This window comes from Nocardiopsis rhodophaea (genome assembly GCF_039530945.1).
In the GTDB taxonomy this organism is placed as follows: domain Bacteria; phylum Actinomycetota; class Actinomycetes; order Streptosporangiales; family Streptosporangiaceae; genus Nocardiopsis_C; species Nocardiopsis_C rhodophaea.
Window position 1 is genome coordinate 101,659 of record NZ_BAAAPC010000006.1, and the last position, 22,657, is coordinate 124,315.

General features: G+C 69.5%; 21 protein-coding genes. 8 read left to right on the forward strand and 13 right to left on the reverse strand.

Going from position 1 to position 22,657, the window contains the following annotated elements; translation table 11 throughout:
• Positions 1-35 precede the first annotated feature (35 nt).
• The 7 genes from ABD259_RS08460 to ABD259_RS08490 form a co-directional block, all read right to left on the reverse strand.
• The gene (locus ABD259_RS08460) at positions 36-1,346 is read right to left on the reverse strand and encodes an MFS transporter (protein ID WP_344108103.1); all 1,311 of its coding nucleotides are present in this window, start codon (positions 1,344-1,346) and stop codon (positions 36-38) included.
• The gene (locus tag ABD259_RS08465; protein WP_344108100.1) at positions 1,339-2,421 is read right to left on the reverse strand and encodes a SagB/ThcOx family dehydrogenase; all 1,083 of its coding nucleotides are present in this window, start codon (positions 2,419-2,421) and stop codon (positions 1,339-1,341) included. The genes ABD259_RS08460 and ABD259_RS08465 overlap by 8 nt, the downstream gene beginning before the upstream one ends.
• Positions 2,422-2,690: 269 nt before the next feature.
• Complete coding sequence (locus tag ABD259_RS08470; protein ID WP_344161347.1) at positions 2,691-3,647, reverse strand: class I SAM-dependent DNA methyltransferase; 957 nt, start codon at positions 3,645-3,647, stop codon at positions 2,691-2,693.
• A gap of 127 nt (positions 3,648-3,774) precedes the next feature.
• Positions 3,775-3,951 carry a hypothetical protein gene (locus ABD259_RS08475; RefSeq protein WP_344161350.1) on the reverse strand — a complete coding sequence of 59 codons (177 nt, stop codon included), beginning with the start codon at positions 3,949-3,951 and terminating at the stop codon, positions 3,775-3,777.
• A gap of 381 nt (positions 3,952-4,332) precedes the next feature.
• Positions 4,333-5,250, reverse strand: a complete 918-nt coding sequence (locus ABD259_RS08480; protein WP_344161353.1) for a YDG/SRA domain-containing protein — start codon at positions 5,248-5,250, stop codon at positions 4,333-4,335.
• 290 nt (positions 5,251-5,540) lie between these two features.
• On the reverse strand, positions 5,541-6,686 hold the full coding sequence (locus ABD259_RS08485) for an alpha/beta hydrolase (protein ID WP_344161356.1): 1,146 nt from the start codon (positions 6,684-6,686) through the stop codon (positions 5,541-5,543).
• 112 nt (positions 6,687-6,798) lie between these two features.
• The gene (locus ABD259_RS08490) at positions 6,799-7,938 is read right to left on the reverse strand and encodes an alpha/beta hydrolase-fold protein (RefSeq protein ID WP_344161359.1); all 1,140 of its coding nucleotides are present in this window, start codon (positions 7,936-7,938) and stop codon (positions 6,799-6,801) included.
• A 232-nt stretch (positions 7,939-8,170) separates the two neighbouring features.
• Between ABD259_RS08490 and ABD259_RS08495 the strand changes: the two genes are divergently transcribed.
• A complete protein-coding gene (locus ABD259_RS08495; RefSeq protein WP_344161362.1) occupies positions 8,171-9,496 on the forward strand; it encodes an alkaline phosphatase family protein in 1,326 nt (441 codons plus the stop codon).
• Between the two features lie 58 nt (positions 9,497-9,554).
• On the opposite strand, the gene ABD259_RS08500 is transcribed toward ABD259_RS08495, so the two are convergent.
• Entirely contained in the window at positions 9,555-10,052 is a 498-nt protein-coding gene (locus ABD259_RS08500; protein ID WP_344161365.1) for a cytidine/deoxycytidylate deaminase family protein, read from the reverse strand.
• Positions 10,049-10,738 (reverse strand): RibD family protein, encoded by a 690-nt coding sequence (locus tag ABD259_RS08505; RefSeq protein ID WP_344161368.1) that lies wholly within the window; start codon positions 10,736-10,738, stop codon positions 10,049-10,051. Before ABD259_RS08505 ends, ABD259_RS08500 begins: the two co-directional genes overlap by 4 nt.
• Before the next feature lie 365 nt (positions 10,739-11,103).
• On the opposite strand from ABD259_RS08505, the gene ABD259_RS08510 reads away from it, so the two are divergent.
• Genes ABD259_RS08510 through ABD259_RS08525 form a run of 4 tightly spaced genes read left to right on the forward strand, consistent with a single transcriptional unit; the run spans position 11,104 to position 15,756 of the window.
• Positions 11,104-12,420 carry a glycoside hydrolase family 15 protein gene (locus ABD259_RS08510; RefSeq protein ID WP_344108077.1) on the forward strand — a complete coding sequence of 439 codons (1,317 nt, stop codon included), beginning with the start codon at positions 11,104-11,106 and terminating at the stop codon, positions 12,418-12,420.
• Positions 12,421-12,466: 46 nt separating this feature from the next.
• Positions 12,467-13,900 carry an ABC transporter substrate-binding protein gene (locus tag ABD259_RS08515; RefSeq protein WP_344161371.1) on the forward strand — a complete coding sequence of 478 codons (1,434 nt, stop codon included), beginning with the start codon at positions 12,467-12,469 and terminating at the stop codon, positions 13,898-13,900.
• Positions 13,897-14,865, forward strand: a complete 969-nt coding sequence (locus ABD259_RS08520; RefSeq protein ID WP_344108073.1) for a carbohydrate ABC transporter permease — start codon at positions 13,897-13,899, stop codon at positions 14,863-14,865. Before ABD259_RS08515 ends, ABD259_RS08520 begins: the two co-directional genes overlap by 4 nt.
• Positions 14,866-15,756 (forward strand): carbohydrate ABC transporter permease, encoded by an 891-nt coding sequence (locus ABD259_RS08525; RefSeq protein ID WP_344108071.1) that lies wholly within the window; start codon positions 14,866-14,868, stop codon positions 15,754-15,756. It abuts the gene before it with no gap.
• 155 nt (positions 15,757-15,911) lie between these two features.
• Here ABD259_RS08525 and ABD259_RS08530 read toward each other — a convergent pair whose 3' ends face one another.
• The 4 genes from ABD259_RS08530 to ABD259_RS08545 all read right to left on the reverse strand — a co-directional run bounded on the left by ABD259_RS08530 (position 15,912) and on the right by ABD259_RS08545 (position 19,370).
• Entirely contained in the window at positions 15,912-16,727 is an 816-nt protein-coding gene (locus ABD259_RS08530) for an ABC transporter ATP-binding protein (RefSeq protein ID WP_344108069.1), read from the reverse strand.
• A gap of 65 nt (positions 16,728-16,792) precedes the next feature.
• Positions 16,793-17,614: an ABC transporter permease gene (locus tag ABD259_RS08535; RefSeq protein WP_425573494.1), complete on the reverse strand. Its 822-nt coding sequence runs from the start codon at positions 17,612-17,614 to the stop codon at positions 16,793-16,795.
• Positions 17,611-18,423, reverse strand: coding sequence for an ABC transporter permease (locus tag ABD259_RS08540; RefSeq protein WP_344161374.1), 813 nt, complete (start codon positions 18,421-18,423; stop codon positions 17,611-17,613). Before ABD259_RS08540 ends, ABD259_RS08535 begins: the two co-directional genes overlap by 4 nt.
• Positions 18,420-19,370 (reverse strand): ABC transporter substrate-binding protein, encoded by a 951-nt coding sequence (locus ABD259_RS08545; protein ID WP_344161377.1) that lies wholly within the window; start codon positions 19,368-19,370, stop codon positions 18,420-18,422. The genes ABD259_RS08540 and ABD259_RS08545 overlap by 4 nt, the downstream gene beginning before the upstream one ends.
• Before the next feature lie 567 nt (positions 19,371-19,937).
• Between ABD259_RS08545 and ABD259_RS08550 the strand changes: the two genes are divergently transcribed.
• The 3 genes from ABD259_RS08550 to ABD259_RS08560 all read left to right on the forward strand — a co-directional run bounded on the left by ABD259_RS08550 (position 19,938) and on the right by ABD259_RS08560 (position 22,624).
• Entirely contained in the window at positions 19,938-20,741 is an 804-nt protein-coding gene (locus ABD259_RS08550) for an IclR family transcriptional regulator (protein ID WP_344108061.1), read from the forward strand.
• A gap of 207 nt (positions 20,742-20,948) precedes the next feature.
• Complete coding sequence (locus ABD259_RS08555; protein ID WP_344161379.1) at positions 20,949-21,782, forward strand: CoA transferase subunit A; 834 nt, start codon at positions 20,949-20,951, stop codon at positions 21,780-21,782.
• Positions 21,783-21,904: 122 nt separating this feature from the next.
• Positions 21,905-22,624 (forward strand): CoA-transferase subunit beta, encoded by a 720-nt coding sequence (locus ABD259_RS08560; protein WP_344161498.1) that lies wholly within the window; start codon positions 21,905-21,907, stop codon positions 22,622-22,624.
• Positions 22,625-22,657 lie beyond the last annotated feature (33 nt).

The window sequence follows — 22,657 nt, forward strand, 5'->3', positions numbered from 1 at the left end:
GGAAGACATCGTCAGCAGGGAGGAGCCGGGTAGGCTCAACCGGGTTCGGTTTCGTCGACGGTGGTGGACGCGGCCCGCTCGGCGGCGCTGTGGAATGTCCGTCGGAGGACGAGAGGAATCGCCGCCACCGCGACCGCTGCGAAGAGGATGGGGAGCTCCAGCCCCCAGCGCCCGAGCGCGCCTCCGACCAGCGCGCCCAGGGGGCCGACGGCCTTCGCCAGAGTGCGGCGTGACGCCATCGCCCGCCCCATGATCGGCTCTGGGGTGATCACCTGCAGCAGCGATATCACGACGACGTTGATGACGGTCATCGCCAGCCCCAAGAACCCCACCGCAATGGCGCCCACGTAGATATTCGGGACGAGGGCGGCAGCGGCCAACACGCCGCCCAGAGTGAGGTGGACCGTGACCAGTACGCGCGCGGCACCGAACCGCCGGGTGAGCCGGTCGCAGATCGCGGCACCGATGATCCCGCCGATGGCCGACGTCGCCATGTAGACCCCGTAGAGGGCGATCGGGACGCCCAGGGTCTGGGTGACGAACAGGACCAGAATCGCGTTCAGCGCACCGGCGGCCAGCGTCGCCACCACCGTGGACAGGGCCATCCCGCGCTGCACGCGGTCGGACCAGACGAACCGTAGGCCGGCCGCGGCCTCGCGGGTCAGCGACGGGCGGTGAGACGGTTGTCCCGACGGCTGTGCCGAGCGCCGCGCCGCCGCGCCAGGCCGGCGAGCGAGCGGTACGGCGAGCACGAGCGCGGCGCCGACAAGGTACGCCCCGGCGTTGAGGACGAGCGGGGCGGCCGCCGCCACGGCGAAAAGGACGCTTGCGACAGGCCCCCCGAGGACGCCCTCCGTGACGATGCGGCCGCCCTCCAACCGGCTGTTGGCGCGGCGCAGCTCCGGGCGGGCAACGATGCGGGGCAGAACTGTCCGCCCCGCCGTGTCGTAGACGACCTCACACGTCATCGCCACGAACATCGCGACGTACAGCAGCCAGATCGACCGGACGCCAAGCAGGGTGAAAATCGACAGGGCGCCCAGGCAACCGGCGCGCACCGCGTTGACGGTGACCATCGCGACCCGTTGATCGATTCGATCGACGAGCGCTCCGACGTGGAACCCGAACAGCAGCCACGGTAGATACCACACCACCGTCAGCCCCGCCACCGCCACAGGGTCGGTCGTGATGGTCACGGCCAGCAGTGGCAGCGCGGTGAGCATGACCCCGTCGGCCAGGTTGCTGCTGGTATGCCCGGCCCAGAACCGGGCGAAGGGGCCTCCGGGTAGTAGGCGCCGTCCCGCTGTCGGAGAAGGGGAAGGCGGGGAGCACCCCGGGTCAGCCATGCCGATCAGTGGCGTCGAAGCGCGTGATCCCTGCGGACTCCAACGTTGTGGGACCGTGCAGGTAGGTGACCCTGCCCTGGTCGTCAGTGGCGGGGACCCCGACCGTCAGGACGTACAGGGCGGGCTCGGCGATGCCGTCGATCCCGAGGAGGGACTCCACTCCCTCATCGTGGAACGCGGCTGTCTGGAACGGGCCGAGCCCGAGGGCGGTGGCGGTCAACACGAACGTCTGGGCCAGGTGCCCGGCGTTCATCAGCATCACCCGATAGGCCCGGGGGTGGCGGTACTTGGAGGTCAGGCGTTCGATGACGGCGGTCAGGACGACCACGGCTCCGGCCTGTTCGACGCCCTGCTGTCCGCCGCAGAGGTCGGCGAGCCGGGGGCGGTAGTCCCCGGAGGCGATGAGTTCGAGGCAGTGGTCGCGAACGCTGTAGTGGTAGATGCCCGGGTCGACGTCCTCGGCATCGAAGACGGCGACGTAGGCCTCCAATTCGTGGCGCGCTCCGCCGGACGGGCTGGTCCGCAGCATGAGGGTGCCGAACTGGTCGGCCGCGATGAAATCTTTCGGCCCGAAGGTAGTCGACAGCAAGGTGGCCAGGTGCTCGCGGGCGATGGCCCTGTTGGAGAACGCGCGGTGCGTACGCCGCGCGTGGAGGACCCTCTCCAACGGGGCGTCCAGCCGGGTGGAGGAGCGGGGCAGGAAGAGCCGGTCGGCGTCGGGGTAGGTCTTGAAGAGGGCGGGTCGGCCGCCGGCGGCGAGCTCGTCCTTCAACTCGTCGGAAGCGTCGGCGAACGCGTCGTTCCTGGTGGCGAAGTGGAACGCCGCTCCCTCGGGCGCCCAGGGGTCCCAACGCGCGCGCAATCGTTCGTCCGGCGCGTCCTCAGTGTCGTCTTCCTGGCCAAGTAGCACTCCGGCGTCGTGCAGCGCCGCGGCCGCATCGTCCACTGACTTCGGGTCGAGTCCCGCGTCCTTCGCTGCCTCCTGTGGGTCGGCCCAATCCGTGAATAGGTCCAGGATGCGGGCGGCGATGGGATCGGCAATGATGTTCGCGCGTGTCCGATGGTTCCTGATCAAGAACTGGCCGTTCCTCCAGTAGCACCCGACGTTACCTGCCCTTTTGAACTTCATCGGTTCATTGCCTCCATCGGGAGAGGGCCGGCCGGATCATTCCGGCCAGCCCTCAATATCTGATCCGCATCAGGAGCTGTAAATAACGATGACGACCGGCTCTTCCTTCTCGATCTTCAGCTCGAAGGGCATACTGCCTCCTCTCTCGCGTTTCCCTTCCCTCGCGGAAAGCCCAGGAGACACCGTGGCCTTCCAGGACTTTCGTCTCCGGATCTTTATCCGGTGGCCTCTGGAGTTCGGGCGACGTAGAAGCTTTTCAGGTCGTTCTGCTCGTCGAGACCCTCATGCAGTTTCCCGCCCTGGATCCCGTACACTGTGACCAGCTCAAATCCGCTCGCGGACAACGCGGCCGCCACCTCATCATGGGGGAAATGCCGGTGCGGGTGGCGCGTTTCTACGTGTCGCCACATTCCGTCGGTCGCCTCGGTGAAGCTGTCCATGGCGACTTCCACACAACTCCCCGGGGCGAACGGCGCGGACGCGGTCCCATCGAGGACCACAACACTGCCCGAGCCGCGCCGGACAGCGGGAGCGGCACACAGAGTGGCGAAGGTGCCAGCGGTGTTGAGCTCGAAAACCAGGAGTCCGCCGGGCCGCAGCCGACTGCGCACGCTCCGCAGCGCGGAGCGCAGTGCTGCCGCATCGTCCAGGTAATGGAACTGCTCACCCGCGGCCGTGGCCGCGTCGAACATCTCGGGAAAGTCGGGCAGGTCACACAGGTCACCGACGACGAAGTCGATGCTGGACATCTCCTTTTTCTCCCGCGCTATTTTAATCATGGCGGGCGAAATGTCGACACCTGTGGTCTGGTATCCGAGGTCGTTGAAAACGACCGAGCTTTTTCCCGTTCCGCAACCGAGATCGAGAAGCCGGTCCCCGGGTCGATCGTGCGCCTCGATCAGGTCGATGAAGATCTTCATCCACTGCGAGTAGCCTGGGACGTCGGTGACCGCGTCGTACACTTCGGCGAGCTTCTCGTAGGTATCCAGGACGGATACGACGGGAGGGGTTTCCACCATCTGGGCGGCTCCTACTCCGAAGGCCTGAGAGGACTCGACATTACCCCACAAGGACACATGATGCACGCTGCTGGCTCTCTCGTCCACGTGTTCATGATCCATTCTTGATCTGCCCCTCTTGGCCTCGCGACCTGGGATAAAAATGGCGATCAAGAAATCGAGAATCCGCGGCCAGCGCTTTCGGATCCGAACTTCATTTGGCTGAACATCTTGCTGTTCAGAAAACTTCTGTCCCCGCGCGGAGGGATCGAAGCCCCGGAGGGGAGCCTCCGGTTGGACGTCAGCGCTGGGAGTTGGCAGCCCGGGCCGCGCGAACCACGAGCGTGAGCCAGGTGCCCAGGAGGACGATCTGCAGCCCGGTCGCGGCAATGGCGTAGTAGGGCAGCTCGACGGCGAGAACGGACGCGGCCATCGCCGCGGTGGCAGTACCGAACACCAGGTGTGTCGAGGGGCGCACAGCTATCCTCACTCTCCGCAATCGATTGATGCTGCACACCAACATCCAATCATAGGATGTTCACCGATGGTGCTCATGATGCCCGCGCACCTTTCAGCGGGCACCGCGGAGATCCCACCGCGAGGACTGCCGCCCCACGAGATTATGGCTATGGGGCGGCAGCTGAATCGGCACGGGCAAGGAAGACCCTCTCCGTGCCGGCGACTGGGGTTTCACCGTACCCACGTGCGCATCAAGATCACTCTTGGTCTCCCCGCCCAGCTCGACCGGCCAGGGAAGGGCGAGACTGACAGCAGCGGCGGGCGTGGCGGGCGTCTTTCAATTCGCTACAGCAAGGGCATTCTTCTCGCGCGACTCACAATTCAGTGGCATAATTAGATGCTATTGATCAACCCAGCAGGATCGATGGTACTGAATATATTCGACTTTGACTTTATGCGCAGAGTGAATACGAAGATTCCCTTCCACCGCACCAGATAGCGCGTCAACGATTCTTAGATCGTTGAGAATATACAGTGCTCCATTGTCAAATCGGCGGTGGTCGTTGGGACACAGACATAATGCGTTCTCTTCAATGTCCGGACCATTATGAGGCGCCCCCAGTGCTCTAATGTGGGCCACATCGCTACTCGGCCCACTCGGCAGATCAACGCTCTGGCCGCAGATTTGACAGCGATTCGCATGCCATTTCTTGACATTTCTAACGACCGCTGCGCTCCGGTTAACCTTATTCAGGGTCACCGTACTGCGTCCCGCAGGACCGGTTGATTTTGTAGGATCATCGTCCGCTACTTGGAGAGAGTCATGGGGAATGTCGGAGTCGAGAACGTCGGCCGCACTCCCGTGCTTGACCAGGCGAAACTGGCACACGCGGAAGCCGTCATCTCGCGTCTTGAACCAGTGTCGGACCACTTTGAAGAGACCGTCATAGCGATACCCATTGGTCGGTGCGTACTCCGATTCCTCCTCGTATCCCCGGATGACCCGAACGAGTAGCCCATCCAGTTGGCTCTTAACCAAAGCAGCATTACCTGAGTCGTCGAGGCTCTGGTGAGCGATCTGCCGCTTCCCATTGTCTTGCCCACCATGCCCCGTATAAATGACGACATCTCCGTAGTCGCAATCGTCGGGGTATCCGCCGTTAAGTACGATCGCGTCTGCGCCTTCGTGGGCTGTGCCTGAGATACCTGCCTGTTTGTGGGCATGCAGTCCGGCGCGCCGGACCTCCTCGCGGGTGCTGTAGTGCGTTTTCTCAGGGTGTCCCGAGATCTCACCAAAAATTCTCACGTACTTCGTCACGATGACGATTGTGGCATCGACTGCTGACATATTGGGCGGCAGGATCCACACCGCGAAGCGGCGACCGTTGCGCCAGCAGCCCTACCTCATCCACGTAGAGCGACGTACGCGACTTGCCAAGACACTCTCGGCTCACCACGTGGGGGGCAATGCGCTCTTTCCGGGCCCCGCTATGGAGAACGTAGCGGCGATCCCACCGCGAGCGCTGCCGCCCCGCCGGGTTGGGGAGGCGGGGCGGCCGAGGGGAAGGCGTCGGGGAGGGGGTTGGGGGGGGGGGGGGGTTAGCGTTGTTATTTGGTGGAGCTGCTGCTGGCGCCGGGGTCTTCGACCTTCATGCGTTCGCTGACCCACGGCACCGCCTGGTAGAGCTCGGCGTTCCAGGTGACGAAGTTGTGGCCGCCGCTCTTGCGTTCCAAAAGGTCGATCCGCATGGGGGGCTTGGCGAGGTCGGCGAACTCCTTGGGTTCGGCGGGGTTGCCGTCGCCGCCGTCGAGGATGCGGGTGACGAGCATGTCGATGGGCGGCATGGGGCGGTTCTTCAGGCGCCAGAAGAGGTCGTTCTCGTTGCGGAACTGCTGGCTGCCGCCGTAGAGGTCACCCGTCTGCTTGTCCTTGATCGCGCGGAAGTCCCCCGCGAGGGAAACGGAGGCGGTGTAGGAGTTCGGGTTCATCATCGCGGTGCGCATGGCGCAGCTGCCGCCGGAGCTGTTGCCCATGATCGCCCAGCCCTTGGCCGTGGGCGCGGTCCGGTAGCGGTTAGACAGTGCCTCCGGCAGGTCCTGGGCGTAGTACGTACCGGCCTGCGGCCCGCCGGGCACGTCGACGCATTCGGTGTCGCGCGGCGGCTCCGGGGATGGCCGCGCCATGACCCAGATCATCGGCTGCACCCTGCCCTGCTTCCTCAGGTCGGAGACGACCTTGGGGAGCTTCATCCGCTCCACCAGGTTGCGCGCCTCGCCGGGGAAACCGGTCAGCAGGATGCCCACCGGGAAGCGGTCCTCCGCGTGCGCCTTGGAGAAGTACTCCGGGGGGAGCAGCACGTAGCCCATGTCCGACAGCCCACTGCGCGCGCCCTTGAACTGCACCTTCTCCAGCTTGCCCATCCTCTCGGGGACCTGAGAGGTCACGTCGTCGTCGGGCAGCGGTTCGGCGACCGACTCGCCGCCGTCCTTCTGGCTGTCCGTCGGCGCGGCGTCGGCCGGACCGTCGTGGCCGAGCAGGTCATCCCACGTGCCGTAGAAGGAGAAGTGCAGGTTGGCGACGAGCGCGAGGGTGGACAGCGCGCAGAGCTGGACCACCCCGATCATCACCACGCGCGCCACCAGGCCGCGCAGGCCAGCGCGGGCGGCGTGGCGCCAGAACACGATCACCGCGACAAACGCCGCGATGGTGCAGGCGCTCACCGTCCAGAGCAGAACGGGACTGGTCAATTCCACCGCGAGACGTTCCTTTCGGCGATGATGGCAGGACTAAGGTGCGGGGCGAGACGGGGGTGACGGGGGAGGAAGGGAAGCGGAGCGATGCGAGCTTGAGGGGTGCGGTGCGGCGTCAGGGCGTCGTGGTTCCGTCGTCCAGTCGCTCGCCGAGCCACTTGGCGACCTCGCGCATGCGCGGCTTCCAGGAAACGGCGTCGTCGCCACCGCCGGTTCTGGACAGCCGACTCACCCTCGTAGGTTCGCGCGCCGCCTTCTCCAGGGCGTCGAGCCCCGCGGCGTCCTGGTTTTTCCCCTGGCCGAGCAGGATCTGCAGCGGCGGCGCTGGCAGGTTCTTCACGCGCCACAGCGGATCGGTGGTGTCGCGGATGGCCTCGCTTCCGCCGTAGAGGTCGCTCCTCCGCGGGTTGTCCGGGGCGGTGACCTCGCCGCCGAGAGAGACCACCGCGTTGAACTTCGCGGAGTGCGCCAGGCCCGTCATCAGCGCGCAGCCGCCGCCGTCACCGATCCCCGCGATCGCCCACCCGCTGCGCGCCGGCGCGATCCGGTAGGTGGTGGTGAGCTGCTGGGTGGCGTCCTGGCCGACGAAGGTCTGCGCCTGCGGCCCGCCGGGCACGTCGACGCACGCCGTCGCGCCGGTTCCGGCTAGCCCGATGACGGCCCAGATGGCGGGCGTCCCCCCGGCGTTGGCCGGGTCGAGGCCCTTCAGGACGTCCTCGGGCTTCTGGTCCGTTCCCGCGACGACGAGAACGACCGGGATGCGCGGCGCTTGTTCTTGGGAGAAGTACTGGGGCGGCAGGTAGACGGAGCCGGTGCTCTTCAGTCCCGATGTGGGGCCGCTGAACTCGACGGTGTCGATCTGCCCGGAGGAGGCCCGGTCTCCGCCGCCCGGGACGCTGCTTGACGTGACGCGGAGGCCGCCCTCCCGCTGGTCGCCCCGGTCGGCCACCCCGACGATGTTTTGCGTGCCGTCCCCGGTCCCCAGCAGGTCGCTCCACTTGGGGTAGACCCTGATGTCCCAGTTGACGACGCTCGCGACGGCGGCTAGAGCGGTGACGGTCGCCAGACCCAGCAGCCCGACACGCCCGAGCACGCTCTTCAGCCCCTTCTGGCTCAGCCGCGGCCAGACCCAAACCAGGAGCACGAAGGAGGCGACAGCGAACAGGGCCAGCAGGAGCATGAACTTCTTGCTCGTCAGGTCGAAGCCGATGTCGTTCACCAGCCTCGCGAAACGGCCCAGCAAGCTCATCTCCATCGAGGATCCTCCCCGGTCACCGCCGGATCCCCGGCACCGCACCTTCGCCACGCCCCCGCAGGTCGCGGAGGTTCGCCGTGTAACGGTATGGGCTCGAATCCAGTGGAACCGTCGGCAGACGGCAAAGTAACGGTCAACGTCTGGGTGGTATACGTCACCTGAACCGATGGGAGCCAAAGCCCGCGTTATATTCGGCTGCCGCGACTCGTCACTCCCACCGGGAAGGCCTCGAATGCGACGTCGGTCCTTTCTCAGCCGCACCGCGGTATCGGCGGTCGGCGTCACCGCCCTCGCCGCCATGACCCCCCTCTTCACTCCGCGCCCCGCTGCCGCGCGGGCCGTTCGCGAGCGGCCCTCCGCCGGCCCGGTGATTCTCATCGATTGGGACGGTGTCGACCCCTCCTACCTCGACGCCCACCTGCACGCCCGCCTCCCACGCCTGCGATCCCTGGTCACTCGCGGATCTCTGGCCACGGCCGCGTGCACCTACAAGACGGTGTCCAACCCCAGCCGGGCGGGGATCGCCACCGGCGCCCGGCCGATCGTGCACGGCAACGCCGCCTACGTACTCGACCCCGGCAGTGGCAAGGCGATCGGCCAGACCCGCGACATCGCGGCCGAGACCATCGCGCAGAGCCTGCGCCGCCAGCACCGCAACGTCCTGTCAGCGGGCTGGTACATCGTCCAGGACAAGGGAGTCACCTACGGCGACCCCGAAGGGCTCTACACGCAGGGCGCCACGTGGGAGGAGAACGTCGACACCGTGGTGCGCGCCCTGCGCGGCGAGCCGGTCGATTCCAACGGAGTCCCGGTGACCCTGCCCCGCATCCCCGACCTCGTCGCGGCCTACTCCGCCGACATCGACAGCCTCGGGCACCGGGAGGGGCCGAACTCTCCGAACATCCCCCGGCGCCTGGCCGAGCTCGATTCCGGGCTCGGCCGCATCATCGACGCGGTGGAGGAGGTGGGCCTGGGCGACGACGCGACGTTCGTGTTCGTCTCCGACCACGGGATGACCGGGTACACGGAGTCCCTGGAACCGCAGGTGCTCGGCGCGATCTCCGACGCCGGGTTCACCGTGGAACGCCTGTACTCGGGCCAGGCCCCGGCCTCCCGCACCGAGGTGGTCCTCACCGCGAGCCCGCGCGCGGCCAACGTCTACCTGCGCGGCCGGGCGGAGAGCGCGCGGGAGCGCGACCGCATCGAGGGTCTGCTGCGCCACCTGCCCGAGCTGGAGGCCGTGTTCAACCGCGACGATCTTGCCGCGATGGGCACGACACCGACCGAGGGCGACTTCGCCGTGGACGCGCGGCCCCCTTACGCCTTCTTCGACCCCGATGAGGTGGACGGGCGCGAACGCGGCGGACACGCGAGCCTGCGGGAGGGGACGGCGCCGCTGGTCCTCGCCGGGGCGGGCGTCGCCCAGGGGCGCATGCCCGGCGGCCCGCGGACGATCGACGTGGCCCCGACCATCAGCCACCTGCTCGGCGTGGAACCTCCCGCGGAAGCCGAGGGGCGGGTGCTCACCGAGGCGCTCGCGCCGCGCGTCGGGTACTGAGCCGCTACCGGGTGCTCGGGCCGCTCGCGCGGGGACGGTGATCCGGGGGCGTGGGCGCCTAGCCGAGAAGGTGGGCGTTGACCTCGCGAACCCCGTCGGCGAGCGCCGGGACCTCGATGACGGTGCGGCCCGCGTCGCGCAGCAGCCGCGCCCCCTGGCAGTCGACGAAGACCGCGGGTTCCCGCCACGCGAACACGATGCGCGGGACCGGGGTGGCCAGGATCAGGTCGGCGCAGGACCGCGGGCGGGAGGACCGGGTGCTGCAGGGCTCTAGGGAGCTGTAGAGGGTGGCTGTGCGCAGCCGGGGGTCGTCCGGGGAGAGCGTGCGCAGGGCGGCCTCCTCGGCGTGGTCGTGTGGGTCGTCCCGGCGCGAGTACCCATTGGCGAGCACGGAGCCATCGGCACCCAGCACGATCGCTCCGACGGAGAACGCGGTGGCCGACGGCGGGCAGAAGCGCGACAGTTCGATGGCCGCGCGCAGCCAGCGCAGATCCGCCTCGGTGGGCTCGCGGCCCTCGCCGGAGGCCGTGGGGTGGACGGGCCGGTCGGGGGTCATGCCGGGCGCCCGGTCAGGTAGCGCAGCACCACGATGTCCCCGATGGTCCGGGCCTCGGCGAGCCGCATCGGGTGGTCGGGGCCATTGGCGAACGCCCCGGCATCCACGAAGCGGGGCGCGTCGGCGTCCCCGACGAAGAACGGGGCCACGGCCAGTCGGATCTCGTCGGCCAGTCCGGCCGTGAGGAAGAGGGTGTGCACCCGGCTCCCGCCCTCGACGAGGAGGCGGCGCACGCCCCTGCGGCCGAGGTCGGCGAGGATCCGGGCGGGGTCGGTGGGGGCTCCCGCGTCCACCACGGTGACGTCGTCGGGGGCGTCGCGGAACCTCTCGACGCAGGCCGGGTAGGTCCCGCTCGCGGTGTATACGATCTTTCCGGCGTCCCCGGTGGTGAAGAAGCGCGCCCGCGGGTCGAGCTCGCCGTTTTCGGTGAGCACCACCTTGAGCAGGTGCCCCGGGCGGCCTTCGGCTTCGCGGCGCTGCCGCCGTTCGGCCGAGCGCACCAGCAGCCGCGGGTTGTCCCGCCGCACGGTCCCGGCCCCCACCAGGATGGCGTCGCACCGCGCGCGCAGCTCGTCGACCTCGTCGAAGTCCTCCTCGCTGGACAGCCGCAGCCGGTCGGGGCTTGCGTCGTCGATGTACCCGTCCACGGACATCGCGCAGCTCAGGATGGTGTAGGGGCGCTCCATGCAGGCCAGCGTAGCGGGGTCGGGAGGCCGCACCGCCGCGTGCCCGCCGACCCGCGGGACCGTCTTCTCTCTCCGCCCCACGGCGTGTCGGCGCGGGGGCTGTGCCCGGTCCGGTGGTGAGGTGGCATCGCCACGAGGCTTCCGGTTTCCGTCCGGCGGAGCCGGAGCGGTCCGCGCCGCCCACCGGGCTCGACAACACGCCGTGGCCTCCCTGGATGGGCTCTGGGCGCGAACATGGGCGACCGGTCGGGGAGGAGCGGCCGGACGGGAATGGCCCGCGGGAGGGAGTCCACTTCTGCTCCGGCGGGCATGAAAGGGGCATGCCGCAGCGAGGGTGGCGCGCAATGAGGAGACGGTGATGCCGGATGGCCGGACCGGACCAGGTCGACCCGGTCCTCGGCACGCGCGGAACCGCGTGGCGGCCGGAGACCCGCCTCTACTCCGATGGCGTGGTGGTCGGCGCGGATGGTGCCCCGGTCGCGGTGCCGCCGAATTCGGCGGTGGCACGGGTCCCGGAAACGGGGCTGCTGGCACCGGAGCAGCGGCTGCCCGGCGCCGCGGAGGCGACGCCGGAGGCCGTGGCACGCGAGCGCGCCTGGCTGGCGGCAGCCGATGTCCCGGCGGTCGGCTCCCCCTGGGCGGAGATGGCGCGCACCGCTCTGATCGATATCCGCGCGCTCCTGTACCCCAACGGGGCGATGGTCGCCGCCGCCAGCCCCTACTGGCGCTATGTGTGGCCGCGCGACGCCGCCTTCTGCGCTGTGGCGCTGGCGCTGAGCGGGCGGCGCGGCGACGCGCTGCGGGTGCTGCGCTATGTCGCCGCGATGCGGGAGGCCGACGGCACCTGGCAGGCGCGCTACCTTCCCGACGGTTCCGGCGAGGTACCCGATGACCGCGGCACCCAACTGGACGGCATCGGCTGGACGCTGTGGGCGGCCTGGATGCTGTGGCGCACCGCGCCGGTGCCTGCCGCCGACGTGTCCGCGGGCGCGGCGCCGAAGGAGGTCGCCGACGTGTCGCCCGCGCTGGTGGGTGCGGCCGAGGCGCTCGACGCCGCGGTCGACACGGACGTCGGGCTCCCCCGCCCCTCCCCCGACTACTGGGAGAAAGCGACCACCGACGTCACGCTGGGTACGGCCGCGCCCCTCCTGCTCGGGGCCCGCGCGGGTGCGGAGGTCCTGCGCGGACTCGGTGCCCCCGACGCGGCCCGGCGGTGCGCACGGGTCGCCTCCCGGCTGGGGCCGGGGATCGAACGGCACTTCTCCCGGGACGGCTACCCGCGGCGCCGGGGCGGCGGGCGGGACGCCGCGGTGGCGTTCCTGTTGCCCCCGTTCGCCCCCGCCGCGCCCCGACCGCGCGCGTCCTGGCACCGGACCCTGGCCGCGCTGCGGCTGTCCAACGGCGGTGTACGTCCGGGCGAGGAGTGGGGCGACACCGCGACCGCCTGGACCCCGCAGCTGTCACTGTTCACGATGACCGCCGCCTGCCTGGGCGAACACGCGCTCGCCGGGAGCCTGCTCGACTGGCTCGACGCGCACCGCACCCGGCTCGGCGCACTGCCGGAGAAGGTGACCAGCGACGGCCGCCCCGCCGCCGTCGCGCCCCTGGCGCTGACCGGAGCGAGCGTGCTCATCGCGCTGCACGCCCTCGACGGCCGCCCCGTCCACGTTCCACCGACCTGAGGGGGCCATGCGGCTCCCTTTTCGTGCCGCCGCACTGGAGGTGCCCATGTTTTCCGTCAAGGAGGACGGGAGGAGAAAGCACCCGTCCCGACACCGCGCCCTGGCGGCCGGAGGCGCGGTGCTCCTCCTGCTGCTCGGGGCCGCCTGCACACTCGGTGGCGGGGACGGCTCCGGCGCCCTCACCTTCTGGACCCCGCACGTCACGCCGGACCGGCTGGACCAGCAGGAGGCCACGGCTGAACGCTTCACCGAGGAGACCGGCATCGATGTCGACGTCGTCGCCATGGCGGCCTCCGACCAGAACCAGGCCCTGGTCACCGGGGCGGCCTCCGGTGACGTGCCCGACGTGATCCTGCTGGCGCCCGACCAGGCCGCGGCGTGGACCGCGCAGGGGTTGCTGGACACCGACACCGCCGGGGCCGTCGTCGCGGAGCTGGGGCGCGACACCTTCAGTGATAACGCGCTGGACATGGTCACGACCGGCGGTGCCCTCACCGCGGTGCCCAGCGACGGCTGGGGGCAGGTCCTCGTCTACCGCACCGACATGTTCGAGGCCGCCGGCCTGAGGCCTCCGCGCACGATCGAGGACATCGCCGACGCCGCCGAGAAGCTCTCCTCCGACGGCGTCGCCGGGATTGTCCTGGGCACCAAGCCCGGCGACCCCTTCACCACCCAGACCCTGGAGGCGCTGCTGCTGGCCGGGGGTTGCGACCTGGTGGACGACGCGGGCGAGGTCGCCCTGGAGGCTCCGGAGTGCGCCCGTGCCCTGGACGCCTACGCCCGGATGGCCGACGCGTCGGTCGGCGGCGACCAGGACGTGGAGACCACGCGCGCCGCCTACCTCTCCGGTCGCAGCGCCATGCTCTTCTGGGGGTCGCACATCTTCGACGAGCTCGCCGGGCTGGCCCCCGACTTCCCGCCCACGTGCGGGGAGTGCGCCGACGACCCGGCGTTCCTGGCCGCCAACAGCAGGGTGGTCACCGGCCTCTATCCGCCCGGTGCCGGCGCGTCGGGTGACCCCGACGAGGCGCGGCAGTACGGCCTCACCCTCAACCTGGGCGTCCCGCGCGGGGCCGATACAGCCGCGGCGCGGAAGTTCATCGAGTTTCTCCTGAGCGACGGGTACGTCGACACCCTGGCGGTGTCTCCCGAGGGCCGCATCCCCGTCCGGATGGGAACGAAGGAGAACCCCACGGCCTTCGCCGATGCGTGGACCTCCCTGCCCACCGGCGAGGACGAGGACGCGCGACGCCCGCTGTCCGACTTCTACGACGAGAAGACGATACGCGGCATCGTCGAGGGCGCGCAGAGCTTCCGGAGGTGGGGCTACGGCACCGAGCAGGCGGCTTTCGCGGGCGCGCTGGCCGCACAGAACACCCTCAGCCGCGAGGTCGGCCCGCTGTTCGACGGCGCGGACCCCGCCGATGTGGCCCGGCGGATGGCCGATGCCGCCCGTGACGTCCAGGCCGACGTCGAGTGAGCGGGCGCCGGACGGGGACCGCACGCGCGGCCGTCGGCTCGCGCCGCCCGCGCACGCGCAGGGAGCGTGAGGAGCTGCACGGGCGCCTGCTGGTGGCGCCGACACTGCTGGTGGTCGGCGCTGTGGTGCTCTTCCCGTTCCTGGCGGGGTTCGTGCTGTCACTGCAGGACATGCGGCTCATCGACATCCGCTTCTTCTCCCTCGCCGACCTGGAGGTCTCCTTCGACAACTTCGACCGGGTGCTCTCCAGCGCTGGGTTCTGGGCTGCCGCGCGCACCACCGTCGTCTACGCCACGGTGACCACGGTCGGTTCGGTGCTCAGCGGACTTGTCGTCGCCCTGGCGCTGCGCCGCCCCTTCCGTGGGCGCGGCGCGGTGCGGGGGCTGCTGCTGGTGCCCTATGTCCTGCCGGTCGTGGCGGCCACGACGATCTGGACGACCCTGCTCAACCCCCAGTACGGCGCGGTCAACGAGATCGGTCAGCGCCTGCTGGGCTGGAGCGCGCCGATCAACTTCCTCTCCACCTACGACATCGACATCGGCGGCCTGCCCGTGCCCGTCGCGCTCACTGTCGTGATCGTGTTCGAGGTCTGGAAGTCGTTCCCGCTGGCGTTCCTGTTCATCACCGCGCGGCTGCAAGCGGTGCCGCGCGACCTGGAGGAGGCCGCCGTCGTCGACGGCGCCTCGCCCACCCAGGTGTTTCGCCACGTGCTGCTCCCGCAGCTCACGGGGGTCCTCGCGTTGCTGGGCCTGCTCCGGTTCATCTGGTCGTTCCAGAACTTCACCGATGTCTACCTGCTGACCGGTGGCGCGGGCGGCACCGAGGTGGTTGCGGTGCGGGTGTACGAGGAGCTGGTAACGCGGGCGAACATCGGCACGGCCTCAGCACTGGGTGTGCTGATGACGCTCGCGCTGGCCGGGCTGCTCGTGCTCTACCTGCGGATGGCGCAGAAGGAGCGGGTGTAGATGGCAGAGCGACGCGGCGGACGCCTCAGGCTGGACCGGCACACGGTGGAGTCCCGGGTGCTGGCGGCTCTGCGGATCGTGGTGATCGTCGGTGCCGTCGCCGCGGCAGCGGGGCCGCTGCTTTATGGCGCGGTTCTGTCGGTGCGGCCGTTCACCGAGGTCATCGCGTCACCGTTGGCGCTCCCCGGGCCCGGTGAGGTGGACCTGAGCTCCTATGGCCGGGCGCTGGCCGATGAGTCCGCGGGCGGGTTCGGGCTGGCCCGCTTCATGCGTACCTCGCTGATGGTGTCGGCGTGGACCGTGCTGCTGACCGTAACCTGCAGCGTGTTGGGCGCCTATGCGGCGGTGCGGCTGCGCTTCTTCGGCCGCGACACCGTCAACGGGTTCTTCCTGGCCGTGTACCTGTTCCCCGGAATCGTGCTCGCGGTACCGCTGTTCGTGCTGTTCAGCCGGATCGGCCTGACGGGTTCGCTGGTCGGGCTCGTGGTGATCTACATGGCCCAGACGATCCCGGTGTCGCTGTACATGCTCCGCGGATATTTCCAGGCAGTTCCGGTCAGCGTGGAGGAGGCGGCCGAGGTCGACGGCTGCAACCGGCTGCAGGTGATCACCCGGGTGGTGCTGCCAATGGCCCTGCCGGGGGTCGCCGCGACCGGGCTGTACGTGTTCATGATCGCCTGGAACGAGTTCCTGTTCGCGCTGCTCTTCCTCGTCGACGACCGGCAGCGGTGGACGGTGTCCCTGGGCATCGCGCGTCTCGCCGACTTCGCCATTCCCGCCCCGGTGCTGATGGCCGGGTCGATCGCGATCACCGTCCCGATCGTGGCCGGGTTCCTGCTCGCCCAGCGTCTGCTGGTCTCGGGGCTGACGGCCGGGGCCGAAAAGGGGTGAGCGCGATGCCACCTCCCACTCGGCCGTTGAACTCGGCGAAGTGCACCGGATATTCGGCGGAATTAGGTGCACTTCGCCGAGATCAACGAAGGGACCGGCCGGCGCCCGTGCCAGGTGAAGGGGCGCCGACCGGCCGGACGGCCGTGACCGACGTATCAGGCGTCGGCCGTGGCCGGGTTCGACGCCGACCGACCCGTGTCGGCCGGGCCGCGCTTGGTGTTCTGGATCTGGTTGTAGACCCGTGCGCGCAGCTCGGCGAAGCGGGGGTGGGCGCGCGTGGTGAGCTGGTCGCGCTGGTCGGGCAGGTCGACGGCCACGTCGTCCTGGATGACCGTCGGCGAGGCCGACAGCACCAGCACCCGCTGCCCGAGGTACACCGCCTCGTCGATGTCGTGCGTGACGAACAGGACGGTGATGGAGAACCTGTGCCACAGGTCGCGGATCAGGTCCTCCAGGTCGGCCCTGGTCTGCGCGTCCACGGCGGCGAAGGGCTCGTCCATGAGCAGCACACGCGGCTCGTAGGCGATGGCCCGAGCGATCGCCACGCGCTGCTGCATGCCGCCGGACAGCTGCCAGGGATAGGACGACGCGGAGTCCGACAGCCCCACGGCCTCCAGCGATTCGCGTACCAGCTTGCGCCGCCGCGACCTGGACAGCTTCTTCTCCTTGAGCGGGAGCTCGACGTTGTCCCGCACGCTCATCCAGGGGAACAGGCTGCGGCCGTACTCCTGGAAGACCACGGCCATGTCCCGGGGCGGTCCGGTGACGTTGCTCCCGGCCAGCTCGACACGGCCGGACGTCGGGGCCATGAGCCCGGAGATGCACTTGAGCAGCGTGGTCTTGCCGCAGCCCGAAGGGCCGACGAGGCAGGCCAGCTCGCCCTCGCCGAGCCGGAACGTGAGGTCGCGGACGGCTTCGACCTCGCGGTCCTCACCCCGGTAGATCTTCTGTAGCCGGGTCACCTCAAGCATTGCGACCACTCCTTGCCAGGCCGTTGGGGTAGGGGGTGCGGGGAGGGGCGGGGGTGTTCATTGACTCACTCCCCCCGGCTCGCGGCGCGCACGCCGTGGTACCAGCCCAGGACGTACCGCTCCGCCACGCCGAACAGCACCGACAGCGCGAAGCCGATCAGCCCCAGCAGGACGATGCCGCTCCACATCTCGGGGATGGCGAAGCTTCGCTGGAACTGCACGATGGTGAAGCCCAGACCGCTGGAGCTGGCGAACATCTCGCTGATGACCATGAGGATGATCGCGATGGACAGCCCCTGGCGCAGACCCGCCATGATCTGCGGGCTCGCCGAGTGAAGCACGAGGGTGGTCAGCCAGCGGGGCCCGCGGATGCCGTAGCAGCGGCAGGTGTCCGCCAGCACCGTGTCGACCGCGCGCACGCCCTCGATGGTGTTGAGCAGGATGGGCCACACGCATCCCGACACGATGACCGCGAGCTTCATCGGGGTGTTCACGCCCACGAGCAGCATCAGCAGCGGCACCAGGACGGGCGGCGGGACGGCCCGGAAGAACTCCAGGACGGGTTCGGTGACCGCCCGGGCGCGGGGTGACAGTCCCAGGACCACCCCGAGGCCGACGCCGAGGACCGCCGCCAGGGCGAACCCGAGCAGCAGGCGGCCGATACTGGGCAGCACGTCGACGAAGAGGCGCTCGGAGAACCAGACCTCGCCGAACGTCACCGCGATAACGTCGGGGGTCGGCATGTAGTAGTTGGCGGACGTGGCGCTGCTGACCCACCACAGCGCGATGAGCAGGACCGGCAGCAGGAGCAGTTGGAGGACGCGGACCAGCCCTCGTGGCGCCCGCCCGGACCGTCTGCCGATGGCCGGTGATCGCGTGGCCGTCACAGGACCTCCCCCCGTACTGATGAGTGCCAGCGCAGCGCGCGCCGCTCCAGCGCGCGGATTCCCACGTTGACGAGGACGCCGAGCGCCCCGGTGGCGACGATCAGCGCGTAGACGTCGACGACGGCTCCGCTGGACCGGGCCACGGCGATCTCCTGGCCGAGGCCGGGGCTGCCGATGACCAGCTGCGCGGTCACCGTGAGGACCAGCGCGACGGCCGCGCCGAGCCGCAGTCCGGTCATCAGGTAGGGCAGGGCCGAGGGCCACACGACGTAGCGGATCCGGGCCAGGCGGCCGAGTCCGTAGCAGCGCGCGGTCTGCTCGGCGACCGGGTCGACGTCGGCGACCCCGTAGAGCACCTGGATGTAGATCTGCCAGAACGCGGCGTAGACGACGAGCAGCAGGGTCGAGCGGATGTCCGTGCCGTAGAGCAGGATCGCCAGCGGGATCAGCGCGACGGAGGGGATGGGGCGGAGGAATTCCACCGTGGAGGTGGTGAAGGCGCGCACGCGCGGCGCGGAGCCGATGAGGAAACCGAGGACGGTGGCCGCCGCGAACGCGATCGCCAGCCCCAGCGCCCAGGAGGTGAGGGTGTCGCCCACCGCGGTCCAGAAGGCCGCGCTGCCGAGCCGCTCGGCCAGCACGCCCGCGACCTCGGAGGCCGGGGGAAGGTACTGGGGCCGCGCCGCCCCGATGAGGGGCAGCGCCTCCCACAGCACGATCAGTCCGGCCACGCCGGCGGCGCCCAGCAGGGCCCGGTTCGCGCCCGCGCCACGGGTGGCGTCGGGTGTGGTTGTCGCGGTTCGGGTCACTGGTAGAGCTCGTCCAGCTTCGGCTCGTTTTCGATCAGGCCGTCCTCCTTCATGAGGTCACCGAGCACCTTGGCGGACTCGGTGTCCTTCTGGGAGGGGTAGTTGGGCAGCCGGATCTCCTCGATGAGGTCCTGGTCCATCTTGGTGTAGGTGGTGAGGATGCGGCGCACCTCTTCGGGGTGGCTCTGGGCGTAGGACTGCGCTTCCGACATCGCCGTGGAGAACGACTTGGCGACCTCCGGGTTCTCGGCGAGGAACTTCTCGGAGGTGAAGTAGACGGCCACGGAGAGCGACTCGTGGGTGTCGACGAAGTTGGACGCGACCTCGGTTGCGCCGCCGTCGAGCGCCATAGTGAGGAAGGGTTCGACCACCCAGGCGGCGTCGACCTGCTTCTTCTCCACCGCGGCGGGCATGTCCGGGAAGGCCATCTCGACGAACTCGATGTCCTCGGGGTTGCCCCCGTCCTTGCGCACGGAGTTGCGGACGGTGGTGTCGCCGATGTTCTTCAGCGTGTTCACCGCGACCTTCTTGCCCGCGAGGTCCTTGGCGCTGGTGATGGGGCTGCCCTCGGGCACCACGACCCCGCCGAAGTCGTCCTTCTGCTTGCCGGTGCTGGCCACGGCGTTGTTGATGACCTTGAGCGGGAGGCCCTTCTCCCGGGCGACGATCAGGGAGGTCACGTTGCTGAAGGCGATGTCGAAGTCGCCGCTGACGACACCCGGGATCGCCTCGGCGCCGCCCTGGACGTTGGTGATGTCGAGCTTGATCCCGAGATCCTCGAAGTAGCCCTGGTCGATCCCGAGGTGGAGGGCCGCTGTGTCGACGACCGGCATGGAGCCGATCTTCAGCGTGGTGACACCGTCCTTCTCCGCGGCACCACCGCCTCCGCAGGCCGCGGTCGCGAGCAGCGCCGCGACTCCGGTCAGAGCGAGGATCTTTCGACGCATCGGGGGTCTCCTGAGATAAGGGAACGTGGGGATGGGCCGGGATACACGACGATCGGCGGGATCTCGCCCCTCGGCCCGACTCCCGGTAGGTCGGGACCGAAGCGTTCGCAGCACCCCGAAAAGTCAGTCATGTGCGCTTTGCGAACTGGCGTTCTCGTCGCGAACGTAGAGGATCGCCATTGTGTCGTCAACCCAACACTTCGGGTTGAAACGGGCACCTGACCCACCGTGAATCCACCGCGAAGAGGGAACCAATGAATCGGATGGCAGGATGACCCGTCCACGATGGCGGCCCTGACCGGCGCGACCTTCCTGATCGTCGCACATCCGGCGGCGTTCGCCACCGCCGCCGGATGGCGATATTGGCCGCGAGGGAGTGAGACGAGCCCAACACTGTGACGGCCGCCTCGCCTCCGCTCCGCGGCCGTTTCCGACCTGGAACGATCGTCCGACGCCGTGCGGCGCGAGGCTGTACGGACACCCTGTTCGGTATGAGAACATCGCTGAACACCCCCTGCCGGGCGGCCAATGCCGCGGCGATGTCACGTGAGTCAGGAGCAGTCGACGATGACCACCGGAGCGACCCCGGAAGAGCCGCAGGCCCGTGGCGCACACTTCGTGCAGTCGCTGGATCGGGGCCTGGCCGTCATCCGGGCGTTCTCCGCGCAGACCCCGGCGATGACGCTGAGTGAGGTCGCCCGAGCCACCGGACTGACGCGGGCGGCGGCCCGCCGCTTCCTGCTCACCCTGTCCGACCTCGGCTACATCCGCAGCGACGGGCGGCTGTTCCGGCTCACCCCGCGCGTTTTGGAGCTCGGCTACGCCTACCTCTCCTCGGCCGACCTGCCCGAGGTGGCCCAGCCGCACCTGGAGCGGCTGGCGGCCGAAGTGCACGAGTCGTCCTCGCTGTCGATCCTCGACGGCGACGATGTCGTCTACATCGCCCGCGCGGCGACATCGCGGATCATGACGGTGTCGATCAACGTCGGCACCCGCTTTCCCGCCTACGCCACCTCCATGGGCCGGGTGCTGCTGGCCGGACGCCCTCCGGCGGAGCTGGAGTCCTACCTCAAGCGTGTACGCCTGGACCCGCTCACCTCCCGCACCATCTCCTCGGCCGACCGGCTGCGGTCCGAGCTGGAGAAGATCCGCAGTCAGGGCTGGGCCATAGTGGACCAGGAGCTGGAGGAGGGGCTGCGGGCGGTGGCGGTGCCGATCCGGGACCGCCAGGGGCAGGTGATCGCGGCCACCAACGTCTCGGCGCACGCCAGCCGCAGGTCGGCCGAGGACGTGCGACGCGATCTGCTGCCGCCTCTGCTCGCCATGGCGGCCCGCATCGAGGCGGACCTGGAGATCGCGTCCCGCGGCTGACCGCCACCCCTCCGCCTTTCACCCCCGGTTACGTCCGCTCCGCGCCCCCATCTGCGCCCAAGTGCGCTGTCGCGGCGCCGACCTGCGTCTTCCTGGCTCGTTTCCCATACACACGGTTGACCGGCTGTGCACGCGGCGCTAACGTCTGCCGCGAGGTGTTCGTTCTAAGAACATCCATTCGCTATACGAACAGGAGATGGTGAGCACATGATCCTGCCGCTGGACGTAGGGATCCGTGAGCTCGTCCACGACGGGGACACCGTCGCCCTGGAAGGCTTCACCCACCTCATCCCGGTCGCCGCGGGCCACGAGATCATCCGGCAGGGCCTGCGCGACCTCACGCTGGTGCGGATGACCCCGGACATCGTCTACGACCAGATGATCGGCGCCGGATGCGCGCGCAAACTGGTGTTCTCCTGGGGCGGAAATCCGGGCGTGGGCTCGCTGCACCGCTTCCGCGACGCCGTACAGAATGGGTGGCCGGTCCCGCTGGAGATCGAGGAGCACAGCCACGCGGGCATGGCCAACCGCTACGTCGCCGGGGCCTCCGGGCTGCCCTTCGCCGTGCTCCGCGGCTACCTCGGCACCGACCTGGTCGGGCGGACGACCGAGATCGCCCCCATCGACTGCCCGTTCACCGGCGAGAAACTCACGGCCGTCCCGGCGCTCACCCCTGACGTCACCATCGTTCACGCGCAGCGGGCCGACCGCGCGGGCAACGTCCAGCTGTGGGGTATCACCGGAGTACAGAAAGAGGCCGTGCTCGCCGCCCGGCGCTCGCTGGTCACCGTGGAGGAGGTCGTCGACGAGCTCACACCCGTGCCCGGCCAGGTGATGCTGCCCGCGCGCGTCGTGACCGCCGTCGCCGAGGTTCCCGGCGGGGCCGCCCCGTCGTACGCGCACGGATACTACGCCCGCGACAACGCCGCCTACCAGGCATGGGACACCATCAGCCGGGATCGCGAGCGCTTCAGCAGGTGGCTCGACGACGACCTGGCCAGCACGCGTCCCGCCGACCGGGAAGAGCAGGTGAGTTCATGAGACAGGACACCACGGGGAGCGACACCGCGACGCCAAACGCGGCGGCGTCGCCAGGAGCGGGGGGACCCCGTGCGGGAGCGGGCACGGCCGCGGCGGAGGCGGACTACACCGCCGACGAGATCATGACGGTCACGGCGGCGCGCACCCTCACCTCCGCCATGGCCTGCTTCGTCGGCATCGGCCTGCCCAGCACCGCCGCCAACCTCGCCCGACGCACACACGCGCCCGGCCTGTGGATGATCTACGAGTCGGGCACCCTCGGGGCCGCGCCGGACACGCTCCCGCTGTCCATCGGCGACGGCATCCTCGCCGAGACCGCCGACAGCGTCGTGTCGGTGCCGGAGATCTTCAACTACTGGCTGCAGCCGGGACGTATCGACGTCGGCTTCCTCGGAGCCGCGCAGATCGACCGCTACGGGAACATCAACACCACCGTCATCGGCGACTACACCGATCCCGCCGTGCGGCTGCCGGGTGCCGGAGGCGCCCCCGAGATCGCCGCCTCCTGCCGCGAGGTGGTGGTCATCGTCCGGCAGAGCAGGCGCACGTTCGTCGAGTCCGTCGACTTCGTGACCTCGGTCGGCCACGGCCGGGGCCCGGGCGATCGCGATCGCCTCGGACTGCCCGGCGCCGGCCCCACCCGCGTTATCACCGACCTGGGCGTCCTCGAACCCCACCCCGACACCCGCGAGCTCACCCTGGTGAGTGTGCACCCCGGCGTCGCTCTCGGCGACGTGCACGCCGCCACCGGCTGGGAGTTGTCCGTCTCCCCCGACCTCACCACGACACCCGAGCCCCGACCCGCGGAGCTGGCGGCGCTGCGGGGCCTCACGCGATCCTAGGCGCGGCACACCTCACCCCTCGGGAGGATGGAG